16 protein-coding genes are annotated in these 17,554 nt (G+C 67.7%); 5 read left to right on the top strand and 11 right to left on the bottom strand.

Going from position 1 to position 17,554, the window contains the following annotated elements; genetic code table 11:
* Window positions 1–106: 106 nt before the first annotated feature.
* From ACWEH3_RS17715 to ACWEH3_RS17705, 3 genes are all read right to left on the bottom strand, one after another.
* On the bottom strand, window positions 107–838 hold the full coding sequence (locus ACWEH3_RS17715; protein ID WP_450017191.1) for a MerR family transcriptional regulator: 732 nt from the start codon (window positions 836–838) through the stop codon (window positions 107–109).
* Between the two features lie 28 nt (window positions 839–866).
* On the bottom strand, window positions 867–2,246 hold the full coding sequence (locus tag ACWEH3_RS17710) for a serine hydrolase domain-containing protein (RefSeq protein ID WP_450017189.1): 1,380 nt from the start codon (window positions 2,244–2,246) through the stop codon (window positions 867–869).
* Window positions 2,247–2,712: 466 nt separating this feature from the next.
* Window positions 2,713–3,951: a TMEM143 family protein gene (locus tag ACWEH3_RS17705; RefSeq protein WP_450017187.1), complete on the bottom strand. Its 1,239-nt coding sequence runs from the start codon at window positions 3,949–3,951 to the stop codon at window positions 2,713–2,715.
* An 845-nt stretch (window positions 3,952–4,796) separates the two neighbouring features.
* Between ACWEH3_RS17705 and ACWEH3_RS17700 the strand changes: the two genes are divergently transcribed.
* Both ACWEH3_RS17700 and ACWEH3_RS17695 read left to right on the top strand, forming a co-directional pair.
* The gene (locus tag ACWEH3_RS17700) at window positions 4,797–5,501 is read left to right on the top strand and encodes a response regulator transcription factor (protein WP_450017354.1); all 705 of its coding nucleotides are present in this window, start codon (window positions 4,797–4,799) and stop codon (window positions 5,499–5,501) included.
* On the top strand, window positions 5,479–7,026 hold the full coding sequence (locus tag ACWEH3_RS17695; protein WP_450017183.1) for a sensor histidine kinase: 1,548 nt from the start codon (window positions 5,479–5,481) through the stop codon (window positions 7,024–7,026). The genes ACWEH3_RS17700 and ACWEH3_RS17695 overlap by 23 nt, the downstream gene beginning before the upstream one ends.
* Here ACWEH3_RS17695 and ACWEH3_RS17690 read toward each other — a convergent pair.
* The 5 genes from ACWEH3_RS17690 to ACWEH3_RS17670 form a co-directional block, all read right to left on the bottom strand.
* On the bottom strand, window positions 7,023–7,370 hold the full coding sequence (locus ACWEH3_RS17690) for a DUF1330 domain-containing protein (protein WP_450017181.1): 348 nt from the start codon (window positions 7,368–7,370) through the stop codon (window positions 7,023–7,025). The two genes, ACWEH3_RS17695 and ACWEH3_RS17690, sit on opposite strands and share 4 nt — an antisense overlap.
* 94 nt (window positions 7,371–7,464) lie before the next feature.
* Entirely contained in the window at window positions 7,465–8,274 is an 810-nt protein-coding gene (locus ACWEH3_RS17685) for an SGNH/GDSL hydrolase family protein (protein WP_450017179.1), read from the bottom strand.
* Window positions 8,271–9,407, bottom strand: coding sequence for a 2Fe-2S iron-sulfur cluster-binding protein (locus ACWEH3_RS17680; protein ID WP_450017177.1), 1,137 nt, complete (start codon window positions 9,405–9,407; stop codon window positions 8,271–8,273). Before ACWEH3_RS17680 ends, ACWEH3_RS17685 begins: the two co-directional genes overlap by 4 nt.
* A gap of 14 nt (window positions 9,408–9,421) precedes the next feature.
* On the bottom strand, window positions 9,422–10,909 hold the full coding sequence (locus tag ACWEH3_RS17675; RefSeq protein ID WP_450017175.1) for a phytoene desaturase family protein: 1,488 nt from the start codon (window positions 10,907–10,909) through the stop codon (window positions 9,422–9,424).
* Window positions 10,906–11,322 carry a nuclear transport factor 2 family protein gene (locus tag ACWEH3_RS17670; protein ID WP_450017173.1) on the bottom strand — a complete coding sequence of 139 codons (417 nt, stop codon included), beginning with the start codon at window positions 11,320–11,322 and terminating at the stop codon, window positions 10,906–10,908. The genes ACWEH3_RS17675 and ACWEH3_RS17670 overlap by 4 nt, the downstream gene beginning before the upstream one ends.
* A 122-nt stretch (window positions 11,323–11,444) precedes the next feature.
* Between ACWEH3_RS17670 and ACWEH3_RS17665 the strand changes: the two genes are divergently transcribed.
* Window positions 11,445–12,008, top strand: a complete 564-nt coding sequence (locus ACWEH3_RS17665; protein ID WP_355080075.1) for a PadR family transcriptional regulator — start codon at window positions 11,445–11,447, stop codon at window positions 12,006–12,008.
* Window positions 12,009–12,055: 47 nt separating this feature from the next.
* On the opposite strand, the gene ACWEH3_RS17660 is transcribed toward ACWEH3_RS17665, so the two are convergent.
* Window positions 12,056–13,540, bottom strand: a complete 1,485-nt coding sequence (locus ACWEH3_RS17660) for a purine-cytosine permease family protein (RefSeq protein ID WP_450017170.1) — start codon at window positions 13,538–13,540, stop codon at window positions 12,056–12,058.
* Between the two features lie 227 nt (window positions 13,541–13,767).
* On the opposite strand from ACWEH3_RS17660, the gene ACWEH3_RS17655 reads away from it, so the two are divergent.
* Window positions 13,768–14,730, top strand: a complete 963-nt coding sequence (locus ACWEH3_RS17655; RefSeq protein ID WP_450017168.1) for a cation diffusion facilitator family transporter — start codon at window positions 13,768–13,770, stop codon at window positions 14,728–14,730.
* Window positions 14,731–14,755: 25 nt separating this feature from the next.
* Here the strand turns inward: ACWEH3_RS17655 and ACWEH3_RS17650 are convergent, their stop codons facing one another.
* The gene (locus ACWEH3_RS17650) at window positions 14,756–15,241 is read right to left on the bottom strand and encodes a carboxymuconolactone decarboxylase family protein (RefSeq protein WP_450017166.1); all 486 of its coding nucleotides are present in this window, start codon (window positions 15,239–15,241) and stop codon (window positions 14,756–14,758) included.
* 177 nt (window positions 15,242–15,418) lie between these two features.
* On the opposite strand from ACWEH3_RS17650, the gene ACWEH3_RS17645 reads away from it, so the two are divergent.
* The gene (locus tag ACWEH3_RS17645) at window positions 15,419–16,333 is read left to right on the top strand and encodes an RNA polymerase sigma-70 factor (RefSeq protein ID WP_450017164.1); all 915 of its coding nucleotides are present in this window, start codon (window positions 15,419–15,421) and stop codon (window positions 16,331–16,333) included.
* Window positions 16,334–16,702: 369 nt separating this feature from the next.
* On the opposite strand, the gene ACWEH3_RS17640 is transcribed toward ACWEH3_RS17645, so the two are convergent.
* The coding region (locus ACWEH3_RS17640) for an IS110 family RNA-guided transposase (protein WP_450017162.1) at window positions 16,703–17,554 on the bottom strand (852 nt) is incomplete at its 5' end.

The following is a 17,554-nucleotide window of genomic DNA, read 5'->3' as shown; positions in this document are numbered from 1 at the left end:
TGACCGCCCGAGCAGCCGGATCGCCGGCGCACGGGTCCGCAGGACAGTAACGCACTCTCGAAACAGCTGTACCGCAATGCGATTGCCGAGCCGATGCGGGCGGTTGCTACTCGGTGGTCGCCTTCTGCGCGATCTTCGTCAGCCGTTCCCAGGCGGGCGAGGTGACTCCGACGGATTCGTTCACCAGGCGGATCAGTTTCGGATCCAGCGCCGGGGTGGTCCGGCCGGCTCCGGTGCGTCTGCCGATGATCCACCGGCGGGTGCGGTCGGCGAGGTCCACCAGACGCGGGTCGTCGGGGGGCCAGTCGAATGCCGCGTCGTAGTCGAGGTAGATGGCCCGGAAGCGCGGATCATCGATGGCGTCGAGCTTGTCGGCGGCCCAGTCCGACGCCTGTTCCGGAGCGACCGATTGCAGCAGAATCCAGATGTCGCGCTCCATCCGGACCGCCCGGTCGCTCACCCCGAGTTCGCGCAGGCGCCCGAGGTATTCGGCGACATCGGCGGACACGAACAGGCGATCGCCGGACCCCAGTTCGGCGATCTGCTCGCGGGTGCGGCGGATCTCCTCGGCGCGTTCGGCGAGCAAGCGGTCGATTTCGGCGATCGCCGCCGCGAACTCGCCGGAATTCGCGGTCAGCAGTTCCTTGACCCGCGCCAGGGGCACGCCGGATCGCGCCAATGTCTTGATCTTGACCAGATCGATGGCGTCCTCGGCGCTGTAGCGGCGATAGCCGGAGGAGTCGCGCGGCGGCTCGGGCAGCAGGCCGCGTTCGTGGTAGACACGCACGGCCTTGATCGTCACGCCCGCATACCGCGCGAGCTGCCCGATCGTGATCATGCGTGTCTCCCTTCGGTGCCCGCCGCCGTCATCGCACCCGGGCGAACAAGCGACCGGCGATATCGATTCCGGTCACGGCGGCGGAATCGTCACGGGTGAAGAACCCGCGTTGTCCTTGCAGACCGCCTTCGGTGACGATGTACTCGTCCACGTCGCCGGCCAGCAGGCCGAGGGTAGCCGGTGGCAGGTCGGGCGGCAGATCGGTCACCGCGGCGGCACGGACCTCGGGTTTGATGGCGCATTCGATCGTCAACCTCGCCCCGTCGGTGTCGAGGGTCAGCCGCATCATCTCGTTCTCGTAATGCCCGAGGATCTCCCCTGCCCGCGCCGCGTCGTAGGGCAGCGGCTCCGGATCGCGTTCGACCACACCGAGGTAGTGTTCGAGCACCCATTTCACCACGATCCGGTTGAACGCCAGCCCCGCGTCCGGGCCCGCGTTCGACATCACCGCGACGGCGAAATCGCGCTCCGGCACGATGAGCAAGTCGGCGAACTGACCGTTGCCCGACCCGCCGTGCCCGATGGTCGCGACACCGTTCACCTCGCGCAGGAACCAGCAGATCCCGAACGCGTCACCCAGGGTGCTCCCGCGCAGCTCCACGGTCTGCTCCCGCATCCGGTGCAGCAGTTCGGCGGGCAGGATGCGCTCGCCTGCCTCGGTCCGGCCGTCGCCGAGGTGGAACCGCGCCCAGCGCAGCAAATCGCGGACAGACGTCGCCACGCCACCGCCGGGGTTGTTCGCGCGGTTGTCCTTCCATTGCCGGGCGACCGCGAGCACACCGTCGGCGTCGACGTTGTGACCCACCGCGAACCGCCGGGTCATGACGTGGTCGACCGAATAACAGCTGTGTGTCAGCCCGAGCGGTTCGAACAACAGCGACGCGACCGCCCGTTCGAAGGTCGACCCGGTGACGTTCTCGACGACCCGGCCTGCCAGATTGAACCCCGCCTGACTGTAGGACGCCCGCCCTCCCGGTTCCGCGATCAGCCGCGCCTCCGCGAGTTTCACCGCGTGCCGTGCCAAGGCGTCGTCTCCTTCGCCCGTGTCGACGCCGAGCTTCCATTCCAGCCCGGCCGTATGGTTGAGCAGCCGCAACACAGTGATCTCGTCGGTGGCCGCATCGGCAGGGGCGAATTCCGGGACGTACCGCCGCACCGGCGCGTCCAACTCAACCCGTCCCTCGGCGACCAACCGCAGCAATGCGGTCGCCGTGAACGTCTTGCTCACCGACCCGACCACGAACATCGTGTCCCGGTCGACCGGAAGCGGATTGACCACGCTCGTCACCCCGTGGCACGCGAAGTCTTCTCGACCGCCGACCGTCACGCCGACCGCGACACCCGGTACGCCCAACTTTCCGGCCGACGCCGCGACGAATTCCGCCAATTCCGTGTTCATCTCGTTCATGCCACCATGCTCGAACCCTGCCCCTGGGGCAATGTCAAGCCCGTGCCCGCGGCGGCGATCAAACGGCCCTGACTCCGCTCGACCGGGCGTCGTCGTCCTCGCCGCGCATCGTGTAGACGCGCTCGAGGGCCAGTCCATAACGGCATGATCCCGAAATGCGCTCGTCGGTAACCGACGGCAACGGACGGGTCTCCGCACGGCACCCGGGCCCCCAGCGCACCCTTTATCGCTGGGCGGCGCTGTGCAATTCACGATGTCGATGTCGAGGGGCTGTGGCGACAGCGGCGCGGGGCCGGGGTATCGGTCCGCTCCCCGACAAGTCGCGGCGCACGACATGGCTGCGGTCGGCGAGCGAGCCCAGACTCTGGCGTGATTGCAGGCCGAACAGTGGGCAGCCGCAGTTCACTGAGCATTCGTCCAAGGTCGCCGAACTCGCCGCTGACGACGTCGGCCTGGTTGCACAGGCTCATGCCCTCGTCAGCCGGTTGGCGGACATGGAGAAAAGGTTGTCCCAGTGCTGATCGAGACGCTGTTTCGCCTCGGTCAGCGGCACGGCGCTCAGCGTGCCGTGCTCGTCCTCGATGAGAAGTTCCCACTTCCGGAGTCTGCGCAGGCCGTCGCGGATCTGGAAATCGAAGGTTGTCCCCCACTGCCGCCGGAACCAGTCCTCCACGCGCCGATCGAGCTCGGTGGCGGTGAGCGGCCGGTCGGCGGTGCGCAGGAAGTGGTATGCCAGCACGGCTTCCTTCACCTCCGAATCCTCGGCGGCACCGAGCAGATGGTGGAACACTCCCGCATCATTGTCGAGGTTTCGGAAATAGAGATGCTCCGACAGCGTCTTCATCAATTTGATCTTGCGGTTCTTGAACTTGGAGAACTGACGCACCAGATAACCGCCGAACGCCGCCAACCCGGCGCCGAGGGTCACCAGCGTGGCTTGGTCCAGCCGCACGGATTCCTCGCGCAACCCCACCCAGAACGCCAGCAGCAAGAGCAGCGGCCCCAGCGAGGCGACCAGCTTGGTGACGACCACGACGATCCCCGAGACCACCGCGGGCACACCGATCAGCACTTTGTCCAGGGGCCGCATCCGCACCCGAACGCTCGGATACAGCATCTCGAGGTCGTTTCTCGGGACGTTCTGGAACAACTTCAGCAGCACGCCGCCGTTGGGCCGATCCGCGACCGCCTCCGCGCGCTCGGTGAACGCGACGTACACCAGAACCTTACCGTAGCTGGCGAATTCGATGCTGCGCCGCCGTAGACCGAACAGCCACCGCACCTGCTCGGCGCGCTGCGAGACCCCGCGGCGGAAGAACATCGCCGTTTCGATATCTTCCGCGTCGACTTCCAACCGCACCTTCACCAGCGACTGCTCGGCGAACGCGCGCTCGATCTCAGCGGCATCGATGCGCGTGAAATCCGCCGACTCGGCCAGCGCGACCAGCTCGCTCTCCACCCGCGCCCGCGCGGCGGCCCGGTCCTCGGGGGTGGCAACACGGATCGCCCGTTCGTCCTCCGCTGGATCGACCACCTGATAGGCATCGAGCACAGCCTCACCGCGCACATGGAACTCGTTGTGCACCAAAGCCGCCAGCAGACGCGCGAACTCCACGAACGACTCGCGCTCCGCTTCGGGGCGTTCGTCGGCACACAGCGATATCACCGCGCTCTTACGGAACGGCAGGAAGTGTTCGGCGTCCATCGGCAACTCCTCTCGGCGGACCCGCCCGTCGGTCACAACCCTATGGGGAGGCCGCAATCCACTACGTATCCGCCGAATCGAGAGGCTCTGTCGCTGTTCGGCACCCGCGATCTTCTGCTCGCTCATCGGTGCACGCGAGCGCGAGGCACTGCTCGACCAGGTGTGCGCCGAGCCGCATTCGTCCGGGGCAGGCGAAACGCCACGGTGCACCACGGACACGCCGAGCGCGGCGGTGGACATTCTGTCCACCGCCGCGCTCGAGTTGTTCAGCTCACGTGTTGCGAGGTGCGGCGGATCACTGTCCCGGCTGGCACTGGGGAGGCGGGCCATCCGGGTGGTCACCGGGCGGAGGACCCTGACGGTCACCGGGAGGCGGGCCTTGGTGGTCACCGGGCGGAGGACCCTGGTGGTCGCCAGGAGGCGGGCACTGCTGTCCGGGCACCGGTCCCTGGCCCTGGGGCGCATCAGCGCCGGCCACACCGGCTCCGATGCCGAGGGCGCCGAGCGCGAGCGCACCGGCCACGGCGCTCATTGCCAGCTTCGATGTGAAACTCATCTGCGTTCCTCCTGTTGTCGGATCAGGTCCGAAACCGTCGGCCACTGCTCTGAGGCCGACGCGAGAATCGTTGAGTCTCAACATTTGTCCCTCGTTGGCGGAAGCTATGTGCCAGCTGTGAACCGACCGGCTTCGCATACCCCGCACCTCCGCCGCGCGAGCCCGTTTCCGCTGGTCGCACCCTCACAGCAAACACATAGCCGCACCACAGCGGACCCCAAGCGTTGCTCGCCATGGTGAAACGATGTCCGCGACGACCACCGGGAACGGGCCGGCCGAACGAATTGTCATGCGCCGCGCCGACGGCAGCCCGATCACCGTGCTCGTGGTCGACGACGAGCCCGTTCTGGCCGAGATGATGTCGATGGCGTTGCGCTACGAGGGATGGGAGGTCACTACCGCGGGTGACGGCCGGACCGCCGTCGCCAAGACCCGCGACGCCCGCCCCGATGTGGTGGTGCTCGATGTGATGCTGCCGGACATGACCGGGCTAGAGGTGCTGGGCAAACTACGCGCACAATATCCGGACCTGCCGGTGCTTCTGCTGACCGCCAAGGACTCGGTCGAGGACCGCATCGCCGGGCTGACCGCGGGCGGCGACGACTACGTCACCAAGCCCTTCAGCATCGAAGAGGTGGTGCTGCGGCTGCGCTCGCTCCTGCGCCGAACCGGCGTCGCCACCGAGAACAGTGACGCGCAGCTGGTGGTCGGTGATCTCGTGCTGGACGAAGACAGTCACGAGGTCGCCCGAGCGGGCGAAGTGATCGTCTTGACCTCCACCGAGTTCGAATTGCTCCGGTTCTTCATGCGCAACCCGAAACGGGTACTGAGCAAGGCACAGATCTTGGATCGGGTGTGGAGTTACGACTTCGGCGGCCGGTCCAACATAGTCGAGCTGTATGTCTCCTACTTGCGGAAGAAGATCGACAGTGGGCGCGCGCCGATGATCCACACCCTGCGCGGTGCCGGGTATGTCCTCAAGCCCGCAGGCTGAGGCGGCGCGCCGGGTGCTGATGCCACGGCGCTGGTCGCTGCGGGCCCGGCTGTTGGTCGGGCAGGTGCTGTTACTGGTGATCGTGGTCGTCGGTATCGGCGCCGCGACCGAATTCGCGCTGCGCCAGTTCCTGGTACACCAGCTGGACACCGAACTGATCGATGTGCAGAAGCGTTCGCTCGGCGAGGTCGGCGGTGGCCCGAGCCTGGGCCCCCGCCCCGGCGGGGAGCAGCCGCCGCCGCTGCCTCTACCCCCGCCACCGCCGCCGAACAACGGCCCGGGACCCGACTTCCTCAACCGGCGCGGTATCCAGCCCGACATGATCGGTGCCATCGTCCACGAGGGCAGCGTCGCCAGGGCGGGCCGCAACGCGTCCGACGGCACTCAAGAAGCGTTGTCGCGGGCCGCGCAAGAGCAGCTCGCCGCGGTGGCGGCCACCGGGAAGCCGGTCGACGTCGATCTCCGCGGCCAGGGCCGGTATCGAGTGGTCGCGGACCCCACCTGGTCGGGCGACATCGTGGTCACCGGCCTGCCGTTGACCGCCGTCGACGCGACGCTGTTGCGCGTTCTGTCGATCTTGGCGATCGTCACGGCGGTCGTCTCCATGGTCGCGACACTGGTCGGCATCTGGCTCATCCGGCACGCTCTCGCGCCGCTGGATCGGGTCGCGGCGACGGCCGCGCGGGTGGCCGGACTCGAACTGCGGCGCGGCGAGGTGGTACTGCCCGTCCGGGTTCCGGTCGCGGACGCCGATCCGCGCACCGAGGTAGGACAGCTCGGCGCGGCGGTCAACCGGATGCTCGATCACATCACGGGTGCGTTGTCGGCACGCCACGACAGCGAGACTCGGGTCCGGCAATTCCTCGCCGACGCCAGCCATGAGCTGCGCACCCCGCTGGCCGCCATTCGCGGCTATGCCGAACTGGCGCAACGCAAACGAGCCGAGGTGCCCGGCGAGGTGGCCAATGCGATGGCCCGGGTGGAGTCCGAGTCCCGGCGGATGACGGGTCTGGTCGAGGACATGCTGCTGCTGGCGCGGCTGGATTCCGGACGCGGGCTCGAACACGAGCCGGTGGACCTGACCCAGCTCACGGTGGACGCGGTGAGCGACGCGCACATCGCGGGACCTGAACATCACTGGGATCTGGAACTGCCCGACGAGCCGGTGGTGACCACCGGTGACGCGGCCAGGCTGCATCAGGTGCTGGCGAACCTGCTGACCAACGCGCGGGTCCACACCGGTCCCGGCACAACGGTGCTGACCTCGCTGGAATTCCACGGCGACAGAGGAGCCGTGCTGCAGGTGACCGACGACGGACCCGGAATCCCGCAAGCTTTGCAGCCGGCGGTATTCCAGCGTTTCGCGCGCGGCGACTCGTCGCGCTCGCGGCGGGCGGGCAGCACCGGCCTCGGTCTGGCGATCGTCGCGGCAGTCGTCAAGGCGCACGGCGGTGACATCTCGGTGGCCAGCGAACCCGGCCACACCGCGTTCACCGTGCGGCTGCCCGGCGCGGGAACCGGCTAGTCGGCGGACACGGCCTCCCGGATGGCTTTCACGGCGGCGGTCGGGGCGTAGCCGGTGGGGACACCTTCGACGAGGATGAGGTCACCCTCGATATGCCGCGTGCGCAGCGGTGCGATCTCCCGGTACGCGGGCGAGTCCCACCACGCTCGCGCCTCGGCGATCCCGGGGAAGCCGAGCATCACCACTGCGCCGGGCCAGCTGCCTTCTTTCACCTCGTGCGGTGTCGCGTGCACGAGGTAGTGGCCGCCGTACGGTTCGAGGGTCGCCGAAAGACGCTCCATGTAGTCCGCGATATCCGGGTGCGGAGCGGCGTCTTGCAGGTGGGCTATGGCGTAAGCGGTCATGACGTGATCGTGGCATGGCGATCGACCAGAGTCGATTACCTGCCGGGTAAGCGATGCTCGTCTCGCGGGGTGTGCTGGGGCCCCGACACCGCGGTCACGGCTGGATCCGGTCCGTGGGCGCGGCGGTCGCCGTACGGCCGTGCACCGGGAGGAGGTGCGGGCGTTTGGCGGTGCGTCCGTCGCCGGAGGAGCGTCCGGTGAGCCGCCTACCGAGCCAGGGACCCAGGAACGTTGCCGCCCAACGTATTTCACTCATCACCGTCGCCATTCGGGTGCCGGTGGGCAGCGGCGGCGTCAAGGGCGCGGCCCAGCTTTCATCGGCGCCGGGTAGGCCCAAGGCGTGCGCGAGGGCGTCGGCGATGCGCTGATGTCCGAGCGGGTTGGCATGTAGCCGGTCACGGCTCCACAAGCGAGGATCGGTGACGGCGGCATGGTGGGCGGTTTCGGCGAGGACGACGCCGTGCCGTGCCGCCGAGGCACGGATGCGCTGGTTGAGCGCGGTGACGCGACCGCAGAGCGGGCGCGCGAGCGGGGTGATGCGCGCGAGGTCGGGGAAGGTCAGCGTCGCCACGACCGTGCCGTGGGCGGTGAGGGCGGCGAACATCGCGTCCAAGTGTCCGGCGACCTCGTCGGCGTCGAATTTCGGCCGCAGCAGGTCGTTTACTCCGGCGACCACGGTCGCGAGGTCCGGTCGCAGCGCCAAGGCGGCATCGAGTTGCTCGGCGCGGATCTGCCGGGCGAGTTTGCCTCGAACCGCGAGATTGGCGTAGCGCAGGCCGGGATCGGCCTGCGCGAGGCGTTCGGCGAGCCGGTCGGCCAGGCCGCGCAGTCCGGTCCGGTCGTCGCCGTCGCCGACGCCTTCGGTCTGACTGTCGCCGAGCGCGACGTAGGTTCGGTAGGTCACAGGCCCAGCTCCACATCGGTGATCGGGTAGGCCACACACGAGTGGGTGTAATCGAATCGAGCGTCGGAGAGCCGAAGCTTCGCCTCCTCGGCGTTGTGCACCTCGCCCTTCAGAATCCGCACCCGGCACAGGCTGCATTCGCCGGAACGGCAGGCGGCCTCAGGACGAATACCGTTGTCTTCCAATGCGTCCAGTAGTGGACGGTTGCGCGGGGTGCGGAAGGAGGTGCTGCCGACGGTGACGGTGACCTCCTCCGCCGGGTCGATACCGGCGGGCCAGTGTGATTGGGCGGTGGGATCGCTGGGCGCGCCGTTGGCCTCGAAACGGATGCGTTTGCGCGGGTGGCCCAGCGCGGTGAGCTGCCCGAGGGCGTAGGGGTACAGCGCCTGCGGGCCGCACACGTAGACCATACGGCCGTCGAGTTCGCCCACCAGCCGGTCGATGGTTTCCGCGGTGAGGAAGCCGGTGGCTCCGGTCCAGCCGGCGGCGGGTCCGGCGATGACATGGTCCACGTCGATGCCGGGGTGGGTGGCGGCGATCTCGTCCAGTTCCGCGCCGAAGATGATGTCGGAGGCGTCGCGGGAGCCGTAGATCAGGTGGAAGGCGCGGTCGAGGCCCAGATCGGCGATCTCACGAATCATGCTCATGGCCGGAGCCACGCCCGAACCACCCGCGAGGAACACCACGTCGTTGCCATGGAAAAGCGGGTTGTGGTGGAAGGTGCCCATCGGGCCGGTGGTGGTGAGCACCTGCCCGATCTCGACGGTGTCGACGAGCAGGTTGCTGACGCGTCCGCCGGAGACACGGCGGACGGTGAGGTCGTAGTGAGTCAGCCGGGCCGGGCTGGAGGAGATCGCGAACGGGCGGCTGGTGCCGTCGATGAAGACGTTCACGTACTGGCCCGCCAGGAAGGGCGGCAGCTCGAACCGGTCGGCGCGCTCGAGCCGCAAGGTCTTGGCGGTGGCGGTCTCCTCGATGATCGCGCTGACCACCAACCGCAGCCGCTTGGGGTGGTAGGCGTCGATGGTGGCGCGTGTTTCGGCGGAGTAGTCGCGCGTATCGGGGACGCGGGCATCGATCTCGGTGAGGATCTCCGCCGCTCCGTCGACCCGTTCTGCGAGTGGGTGCTTCACGTGCTGTCCTCTGGTCAGGCGGCTTTGGAGCGCAGGAGACGGCGGGCGACGCGCGCACCGGCCTCCAGGGTGGGCTGGAAACCGCCGATCCCGGCCCAGGAGCCGGCCAGATGGAGTCCGGGAACATGGGTTCGGCGTTCGCTGTCGCGGAACAGCCAGCCTTCGGTGGCATCCTGGTCGTAGCCGTAGATCGCGCCGCCCGGATGCCCCAGGTAGCGCATCATGGTCAACGGTGTCGCGACATCGACCTCTTCGATGGCGTCGCGGATGCCAGGGGTGATGGTTTCACACAGGTCGAGCAGGGTTTCGGCGTAGGCGAACTTGGTACGCGCGTACTCCGATGCGGCGATGTTCTTCCAGATGTCGGCGTACTGCAACGTCATCAGGCTGACGTGCGTGGCTCCGGCGGGCGCGAATCCGATCGGCGCGACATCGTATGAGCTGACGCAGATGCCCCGCGCGGGCTCGAACGATTTCCACGCCCGGTAGGTGCGGTCGTCGTCGGCGTCCATGTTGACGAACGTCGTGCTGGTGGTGAAACCCAGTTCGGCCGGAGTCGCGTCCAGACCCATGTGCAGCACGAAGCCGGAGACGCCGATTCGCCTGGTGGCCAGATCGTCTCGCACCTCGGCCGGCACGTCGATGCCTTCGAGCATGCCGTAGGTGGTCGGCAGCGACGCGTTGGAGACGACGTCGGCAGCGGTGACCTCCGAACCGTCTTCCAACCGCACACCCAGGACCCGGCCGGATTCGGTGAGAACGGCCTCGACGCCGGTGTTGAACCGCACTTCGCCACCCGCGGCGAGGAAGGCATCCAGGATGGCGGTGGACATCGCCTGCGACCCACCGCGCACATGCCAGGGCTTGAACTCGAAGTAGGCGAACAGGGTCAGCGCCAGATCCTGGAATCGCAGTCTCGACGGCGGCTGCCCGAGATAGGTCCAGTACATGCCCAGCGCGACCTTGATGCGGTCGTCATCGAAGAACTCGTCGAGCACGTCCTTCAGCGGCCGCAATCCGTACTCGAACAGCACCGGGTCGATCTGCTCGACCGGCATCCTCCGCATGGCGGCGATCTGCCAGAAGCTCACCTGCCGGACCAGGTCGAAGAATTTCGCGGCCCGGTCGCGGTTGCCGGGGAACTCGGCCTCGATGGCGGCGACCGCGCCGTCCCAGTCCGCGGGCAAGGTGAGATCCAGCCTGCCGGGAATCACGGCACGATAGAGGTCGTGTTCCTGCACGAACTCCAGCTTGTCGGCGATGCCGAGTTGCTGGAAAAGCCCTTCTCGCAACGACATCGGCTGCCCATCGACGCCCACGCCGGACAGCTGGTGCAACGCGACCTCGAACTCGAAACGTCCGCGGCGGAAGGATGTTCCGCAGCCACCGGGAATATTGTGCCGCTCGAGCAGGAGGGTTCGCGCGCCCGCGCGCTGCAGGGTCGCGGCGGCGGTCAGTCCGGCATTGCCCGCGCCGATGACGATGGCGTCGTAGTCGCTCACGCGCCGGCGGCTTCCCGCTCGAGCTGCGCGGCGGCCTCGGCCTTGATGCGCTCGAACTGCTCGCCCATACGCGCCGCGAGGGCCTGTGCCGCCGAGAGCGGACGCACCATGACCATGAAGTCGTCGATCTTGCCGTCCTCGTCGAAGTGCAGGAAGTCGCAGCCGGTCAGCCGCTTGCCGTCGACGGTGGCCTCGAACACGAACGCGTGATCACGACCGTTCGCGTCGGCGATCTCGCGCACATAGCGGAAATCTTCGAACACGCGGATCACCGCGCGCAGGATGGCCGCGGTGATCGCCTTGCCCGGGTACGGCTGGAATGCCACCGGACTGGTGAACACCACGTTGTCGGCCAGCAGCGCCTCGATGGCGGCCTCGTCACGAGCTTCCACGGCTACGCGGAAGGGGTGCATCTCCCACCTCCTATATTCAAGAAATTTAATAGGTGACTTGAACCGTATCCAGGTGGAGTCGACCTGTCCATAGCTCGAAGGACAGATATTTGATTAATCTTCTCGAGTGGTAGCCTGAGCCGATGGCGCTACGAAACGCGGTGCTGGCCGCCCTGTTGGAAGGCGAGGCCTCCGGCTACGACCTGGCCAAGAGCTTCGACGCCTCGGTGGCCAACTTCTGGATGGCCACACCCCAGCAGCTGTACAAGGAGCTGGAGCGGATGGCGGCCGACGGCCTCATCGAGACCCGGGTCGTGCAGCAGGAGCGCAGGCCCAACAAGCGCCTGCACGCCATCACCCCCGCCGGGCGCGCGGCTCTCCACGAATTCGTCGAGAAGCCGGCCAAGCCCACCGCCATCCGCGACGAGATGATGGTGAAGGTGCAGGGCATGGACGTCGAGGACGCCCCCGCCGTGCGTGCCGCGGTAGCGGACAAGCTGGAGTGGTCCAAGTCGAAACTGGCCCGCTACGAACGCCTGCGTTCCCGGTTGCTGGACGGCCGCAGCGAGCAGGCGTACCTGGCCGAGGCCGAGCGAGTCGGCCCCTACCTCACACTGTTGCGCGGAATCTCCTTCGAGCAGGAGAACATTCGATGGGGGGAGTTCACGCTGTCGGTGATCGATCGGCGGATCGCCGCGCACGTGTGACCATCGCGGCGAAAAGCCCGCGCCAACCAGCCGATACGGCGTTCTTTCTACACCGCCGCTCGGGCCGGTTCCGGTTCGCGGTCCTCGATCCGCTCGGTCGCGCTCGCCCGCGCGAGTGGACTTACCCGATGCAGCGCCGCGTATCCCACGCTCGCCGAGACCAGCGCGACGAACACCCCCAGGTTGCTGCTGCCCAGGCCACCCGCGCGGGCGGCAGGCGTGAACAGGTAGCCGAGCAGCGGGCCGACATGCGGATCGGGCGAGGTGACCAAGCCGAGCCCGGCGATGGTCGCGACGATCAGACAGCCGACTCCGACGCGGTTCACCTTTCCGTAGCCGCCGACCGGGCTGTAGAGGGCCGTCCGGTCGTAGCCGACGCGGCGACGCTGCCACAGGTCGACCACGAAGATTCCGGTCCATGCGGCCATCACCACACCGGTGGTGGTCAGGAACGCCTGGAACGGAGCGAAGAACCCGGGGGCCGCGAACGCCACATAGCCACCGGCGGCGGCGATCAGGGCGGCGTCGATCAGAACGGTGTAGTGCCGGGATATCCGGACGCCCAACGTCTGCAGCGCGAGCCCGGAGGAGTAGAGGCCGATGATGGAGCCCGACACGAAGCCCACCAGCGCCAGGATCAGGTAGGGCACCAGAAACCAAGTGGGCAAGTGGGCCGACAACGCGCTGATCGGATCGGTGGCCGCCGTCGCCGCGACGTCCGGATCCCCCGCCGCGAGCACCGTGCCGAGTCCCATCAGAACGAGGGCGGGAGCGGTGCCACCGAACGTGATCCAGCCGACCAGCGCACGTTTGCCGGCGGTGCGCGGCAGGTAGCGGGTGTAGTCGGCCGCGCAGTTGACCCAGCTCAAGCCCAGCGTGTTGGCGACCAGCATCACCCCGCCCACGAACGCGCCCACGCTCACCTGTCCGTGCGTCGTGAACGAGATCCTGGGCAGCGTCAGCACGACATAGACCACCGAGAGGGCGGTGAATGCGAGAGCGAACCACTTCTGGATCCGCAGGATCACGTGACAGCCGTATATCCCGATCACCGTGGTCACCACGATGACAGTGACGAGAGTGACGACCATGAGCGGTGCGGTGTCCATATCCGGGTCGAGCCGGTGCGCCACCGTGCGGGCCGCGAGGGTCGCCAGCACCGCCGAGAAGGTCTCCCAGCCGACCAACGCCAGATAGCTCAGCAGTGCCGGAATCTTGTTGCCGTGGAACCCGAACGCGGCGCGGCCCGCCACCATGGTCGCCGCTCCCCCTTGCTGCCCGGCCAGCGACACCAAGCCGAGCAGCAGGAAGGAGAGCACCGCGCCCACCGCCGCGGCCAGCGCCGCCACATGCCAGTCCAGGCCGAGCGCGGTCACGTACGGACCGAACGACACCAGGACCACATTGCAGCTGGTGCCCGCCCACGGCCAGAACAAGGCGCGTGGCTTGCCTCGACGTTCCTCGTCCGCGACCCATTCGGCGCCCTTGCGCTCGAAGGACCAGTCCGACGGTTCTGCTGAACTCCCGATCATGTCGAATCCCATCGTCGAGGTGGGAGGAACCGCCGACCCAGTCTCACCACCGTGCACCTATATGACGTGCCGTTATATGTTGGCCCATTGTAAGTGTGAGAACGTCGATTCGGAACCAAAGTTGACAGCACAACCAAACCGCAGCGCGGTGGCCACTTCACCGCGCACACCACACACACGGTTCGGTAAACAGAGTCCGGCCGGGGGGTCGTGCCACACTGGCGTAGATGGAGCGAGCGAACGCTTTCCGTGACGAGAGATCCGCGCCCACCGCCGGCGGGGGGAGCACTCGCACGGTGATCGTCGCCTTCGGCGCCAACCTCGCGGTGGCGGTGGCCAAAACGGTCGCCGCGACGCTCTCCGGCTCGGCGTCCATGGTCGCCGAAGCCGCACATTCCTGGGCGGACACCGGCAACCAGATCTTCCTGCTCGTAGCCAACCGTCGGAGCGCTCGCACCGCGGACGCGAAACGACCTCTCGGGTACGGGCGCGAGGCATATGTCTGGTCGTTGCTGGCGGCGGTGGGACTGTTCGTCGCGGGCGCCGCGGTGTCGGTGTGGCACGGGATCACCGAACTGCTGCACGAAGGTCGAGGTGGACAGGATTACGCGATCGCCTACCTCGTGCTCGGAATCGCCTTCGTCTTGGAGGGAACCTCGTGGTTACAAGCCACCCGGCAGCTCGGCGTCGAGGCCCAGAGCTTCGATCAGGACATCCTCGAATACGTGCTGGATACCTCGGATCCGACCCTGCGCGCGGTCTTCGCCGAGGACAGCGCGGCACTGATCGGCATCGTCATCGCCTTCGCGGGAATGGGGCTGCACCAGCTCACCGGCGCGACGGTCTGGGACGCACTCGGATCGGTGCTCGTCGGCGTGCTGCTCGGGGTGATCGCCGTAGTGCTCATCGACCGTAACCGGCGCTTCCTGACCGGCGAGCCCGCCTCGCCCGAACTCCGCGCCGCCGCGGCGGCCCGCATCGAGGAGATGCCCGAAGTGGCCTCGGTGCGCTTCGTGCGCCTGGAATACGTCGGCCCTCGGCAGGTCTTCCTCGTCGCGAGCGTCGATCTGGTCGGCGATCCGGCCGAGTCGAGCATCGCCCTCACGTTGCGCGCGCTCGAGCGCGAACTCGAACGCAATCCGCATATCGCCGACGCGGTCCTCACGATCGCCGCTCCCGAGAACGACTGAAGCCGAGCCTGCTCGCACCCGCCGATCAGTTCGTGATGGCGTCGAACATGCCGGGCTGATAGGAACCTCCCGGCATGCGCGTGATCACGCCGAGCCGGTTGGCCGCGTTGATCATGGCGACCAGGTAGACCAGCGCGGCGATCTGGTCGTCGTCGTAGTGCTCGCGCACCTCGGCCCAGGTCTCGTCGGAGACGCCTCGGCGGGCGTCGGCGAGCCGGGTACCCTCCTCGGCCAGCGCCAGCGCGGCCCGTTCGGCCTCGGTGAACACGCTGGACTCGCGCCAGGCGGCGACCAGGTTGACGCGGACCGCGGTTTCACCGGCGGCCGTCAGGTCCTTGGTATGCACGTCGGTGCACCAACCGCAGCCGTTGATCTGGCTTGCGCGCAGCTCCATCAGCTCCATCGTGGCCTTCGGCACCGTCGACTGCAGGATCGCCAGGCTGGTGTTGGCGAACCGCTTGCCGATCTTGGCGCCGATCTCGCTGTCGTTGAGATTGATACGGGGTCCCATGACGTGGTCCTCACTCGTGATGGCGTGTGCTGTGCGTTGAACGAACACCAGACGTCGGCTGCCCGAGCCTCGTAACAGCGCATCGAAGTGACCCGCGCCACTGCGTATCGGTGTTACGAGACGGCAGGGACAGGCGTCTGATGGGTGACACAGCCGAGAGGGAACAGGAGCCACTTCATGGCCGACACATCGCAGAAGACGCCCGGCGATCACCGCCCCGCCCCGGCTACCGCGGCGTTCGTCAGCCACCGGAATCTGCTGTTCACCGTCGCCTACGAGATGCTCGGCTCGGCCGCCGACGCCGAGGACGTGCTGCAGGAGACCTGGCTGCGGTGGGCGGGCGTCGACCTCGGCACCGTCCAGGATCAGCGCGCGTACCTGGTGCGGATCGTCACCCGCCAGTCGCTCGACCGGTTGCGGACACTGGGGCGGCGCAAGGAGTCCTACGCCGGCCCGTGGTTGCCGGAGCCGCTGCTCACCGCGCCCGACGTGGCCGAGGACGTCGAGCTCGCCGACAGCGTGTCGATGGCCATGCTGCTCGTGCTGGAGACGTTGACGCCGATCGAGCGAGCGGTCTTCGTACTGCGCGAGGTATTCGATCTGAGCTACGACGAGATCGCCGAAGCCGTCGACAAGAGCCCCGGCGCGGTCCGCCAGCTCGCGTACCGGGCCCGGGCACACGTCGCGGCACGCCGACCGCGCGGAGTCGTTTCGCCCGCCGAGACCCGCAGCGCCCTCGAGGCGTTCCAGCGAGCGACCGAAACGGGCGATCTACAGCATCTGCTCGACATCCTCGCGCCGGATGTCGTCCTGCTCGGTGACGGCGGTGGCGTGGTGCAGGCCACCCTCGCACCCGTCCTCGGAGCCGACAGCGTGGCCCGGATACTGGCGGCCGGGCTGGGCAGGCTCGCCGCGGTGTCGAGGCAGCCCGCGCAGGTCAACGGATATCCGGCGCTGATCTTGCGGCGCGACGGCGAGATCGACACCGTCCTGGCGCTGCGCATCGACGACGGCCTCGTCACCGCCCTCTACGCCGTGCGCAATCCCGAGAAGCTCTCCCGTATGGAGCGCGAGACGGCGCTGTGCCGCTGACGAAGGAGAGGGAATGCCGCTGTCGAACATGCCGAATCGGTGACGCCTTTCACGCCGAGCCGCTCACCCGCCCGCGGCGACTCCGGCTCCCCCGCCACCCGGTCTTCTCCGGAAACCGAGCGTGCACGACCTGCCCCCACCAACACCCCTACAGGGGCTGTCGCCGCTCTTACATCAGTGCGACGAAACGGTGTTGCGGGAGAACGGTGTACGACGCCACCTGTTCCGAGCGATCGACGCCGGGGACTGACGGCCGATGCCCGTGGCGAGAGCGGGCGGCGTGGTACCGAGACCGGAACGAACCGATAACGGTTCCATGAAGCGCGGGCTCCCGGGCGGCACGCCGGGAAAGGACTCTCAATGACCGTGTCAAGCCGCAGCAGTCGTCGGGGCGGGTGTGTCGAGGCTGAATTCACGTCCGTCGCGCAGCAGTGCCCACAGCACGTCGACCAGGCGTCGGGCCAGGGCTAGGAGGGCTTGGGTATGGATGAGTCGCTCCCCGCGTTTTCGGTCGTAGAACCGCCGCGAGGGCCCGTTGTCGTAGCGCAGGCTCGACAGGGCGGCCATGAAGAACACGCGCCGCATGCGCCGGTTGTAGCGTTTCGGGCGGTGCAGATTGCCGCTGACGCGGCCCGAATCGCGAGAGACCGGGACCAGCCCGGCGTAGGAGGCCAAACGGCCCGCGCTGGCGAAATTAGCGAGGTCACCGCCGGTGCCGACGAGGAATTCCGCCCCGAGCCCGGGGCCCATGCCGGGCAGGGATTCGATGATGGCCGCCCACGGGTGCTCCCGGAATCGGGTCGTGATGAGTTTGTCGGTGTCTTTGATCTCACGGTCCAGATCGAGGAGCTTGCGTGCGATGCGTTTGACCAGCATCGCGGTGTCGGTCTCACCGGGCAGAGCCACGCTCTGGCGTCCGGCGGCGTCGAGGGCGGCAGCGGCAGTCTTGGCGATGCCCGGTTTCCAGGCCCCGTATTCGGTGAGATGTGTTGTGACACCGTCGATTCCGGCTGTCCTGATCTCGGCTGGGGTGCACATCCCGGCGACCAGGATCAGCGGAGTCCGGTTCGCGAAGTCGAACGCGGCTTCCAACGCGGGAAAGATCGACCCGAGCATGGCACGCAACCGGTTGATCCCGGCCACCCAGTCAGCCATCAGGTCGGTGCGGTAGCTGGTCAGCTGGGTCAGTCCGACCACGAGCTCATCAGGCATCACGACCTG

It is taken from the genome of Nocardia sp. NPDC004718, assembly GCF_053601535.1.
This window is presented reverse-complemented; position numbering and strand designations above follow the sequence as displayed.

Coding starts and splice junctions, on each gene's coding strand:
- ACWEH3_RS17715 (WP_450017191.1), bottom strand. CDS start 838: ATGATCACGATCGGGCAGCTCGCGCGGTATGCGGGCGTGACGATCAAG.
- ACWEH3_RS17710 (WP_450017189.1), bottom strand. CDS start 2,246: ATGAACGAGATGAACACGGAATTGGCGGAATTCGTCGCGGCGTCGGCC.
- ACWEH3_RS17705 (WP_450017187.1), bottom strand. CDS start 3,951: ATGGACGCCGAACACTTCCTGCCGTTCCGTAAGAGCGCGGTGATATCG.
- ACWEH3_RS17700 (WP_450017354.1), top strand. CDS start 4,797: ATGCGCCGCGCCGACGGCAGCCCGATCACCGTGCTCGTGGTCGACGAC.
- ACWEH3_RS17695 (WP_450017183.1), top strand. CDS start 5,479: ATGTCCTCAAGCCCGCAGGCTGAGGCGGCGCGCCGGGTGCTGATGCCA.
- ACWEH3_RS17690 (WP_450017181.1), bottom strand. CDS start 7,370: ATGACCGCTTACGCCATAGCCCACCTGCAAGACGCCGCTCCGCACCCG.
- ACWEH3_RS17670 (WP_450017173.1), bottom strand. CDS start 11,322: ATGCACCCCTTCCGCGTAGCCGTGGAAGCTCGTGACGAGGCCGCCATC.
- ACWEH3_RS17665 (WP_355080075.1), top strand. CDS start 11,445: ATGGCGCTACGAAACGCGGTGCTGGCCGCCCTGTTGGAAGGCGAGGCC.
- ACWEH3_RS17660 (WP_450017170.1), bottom strand. CDS start 13,540: ATGATCGGGAGTTCAGCAGAACCGTCGGACTGGTCCTTCGAGCGCAAG.
- ACWEH3_RS17655 (WP_450017168.1), top strand. CDS start 13,768: ATGGAGCGAGCGAACGCTTTCCGTGACGAGAGATCCGCGCCCACCGCC.
- ACWEH3_RS17650 (WP_450017166.1), bottom strand. CDS start 15,241: ATGGGACCCCGTATCAATCTCAACGACAGCGAGATCGGCGCCAAGATC.
- ACWEH3_RS17645 (WP_450017164.1), top strand. CDS start 15,419: ATGGCCGACACATCGCAGAAGACGCCCGGCGATCACCGCCCCGCCCCG.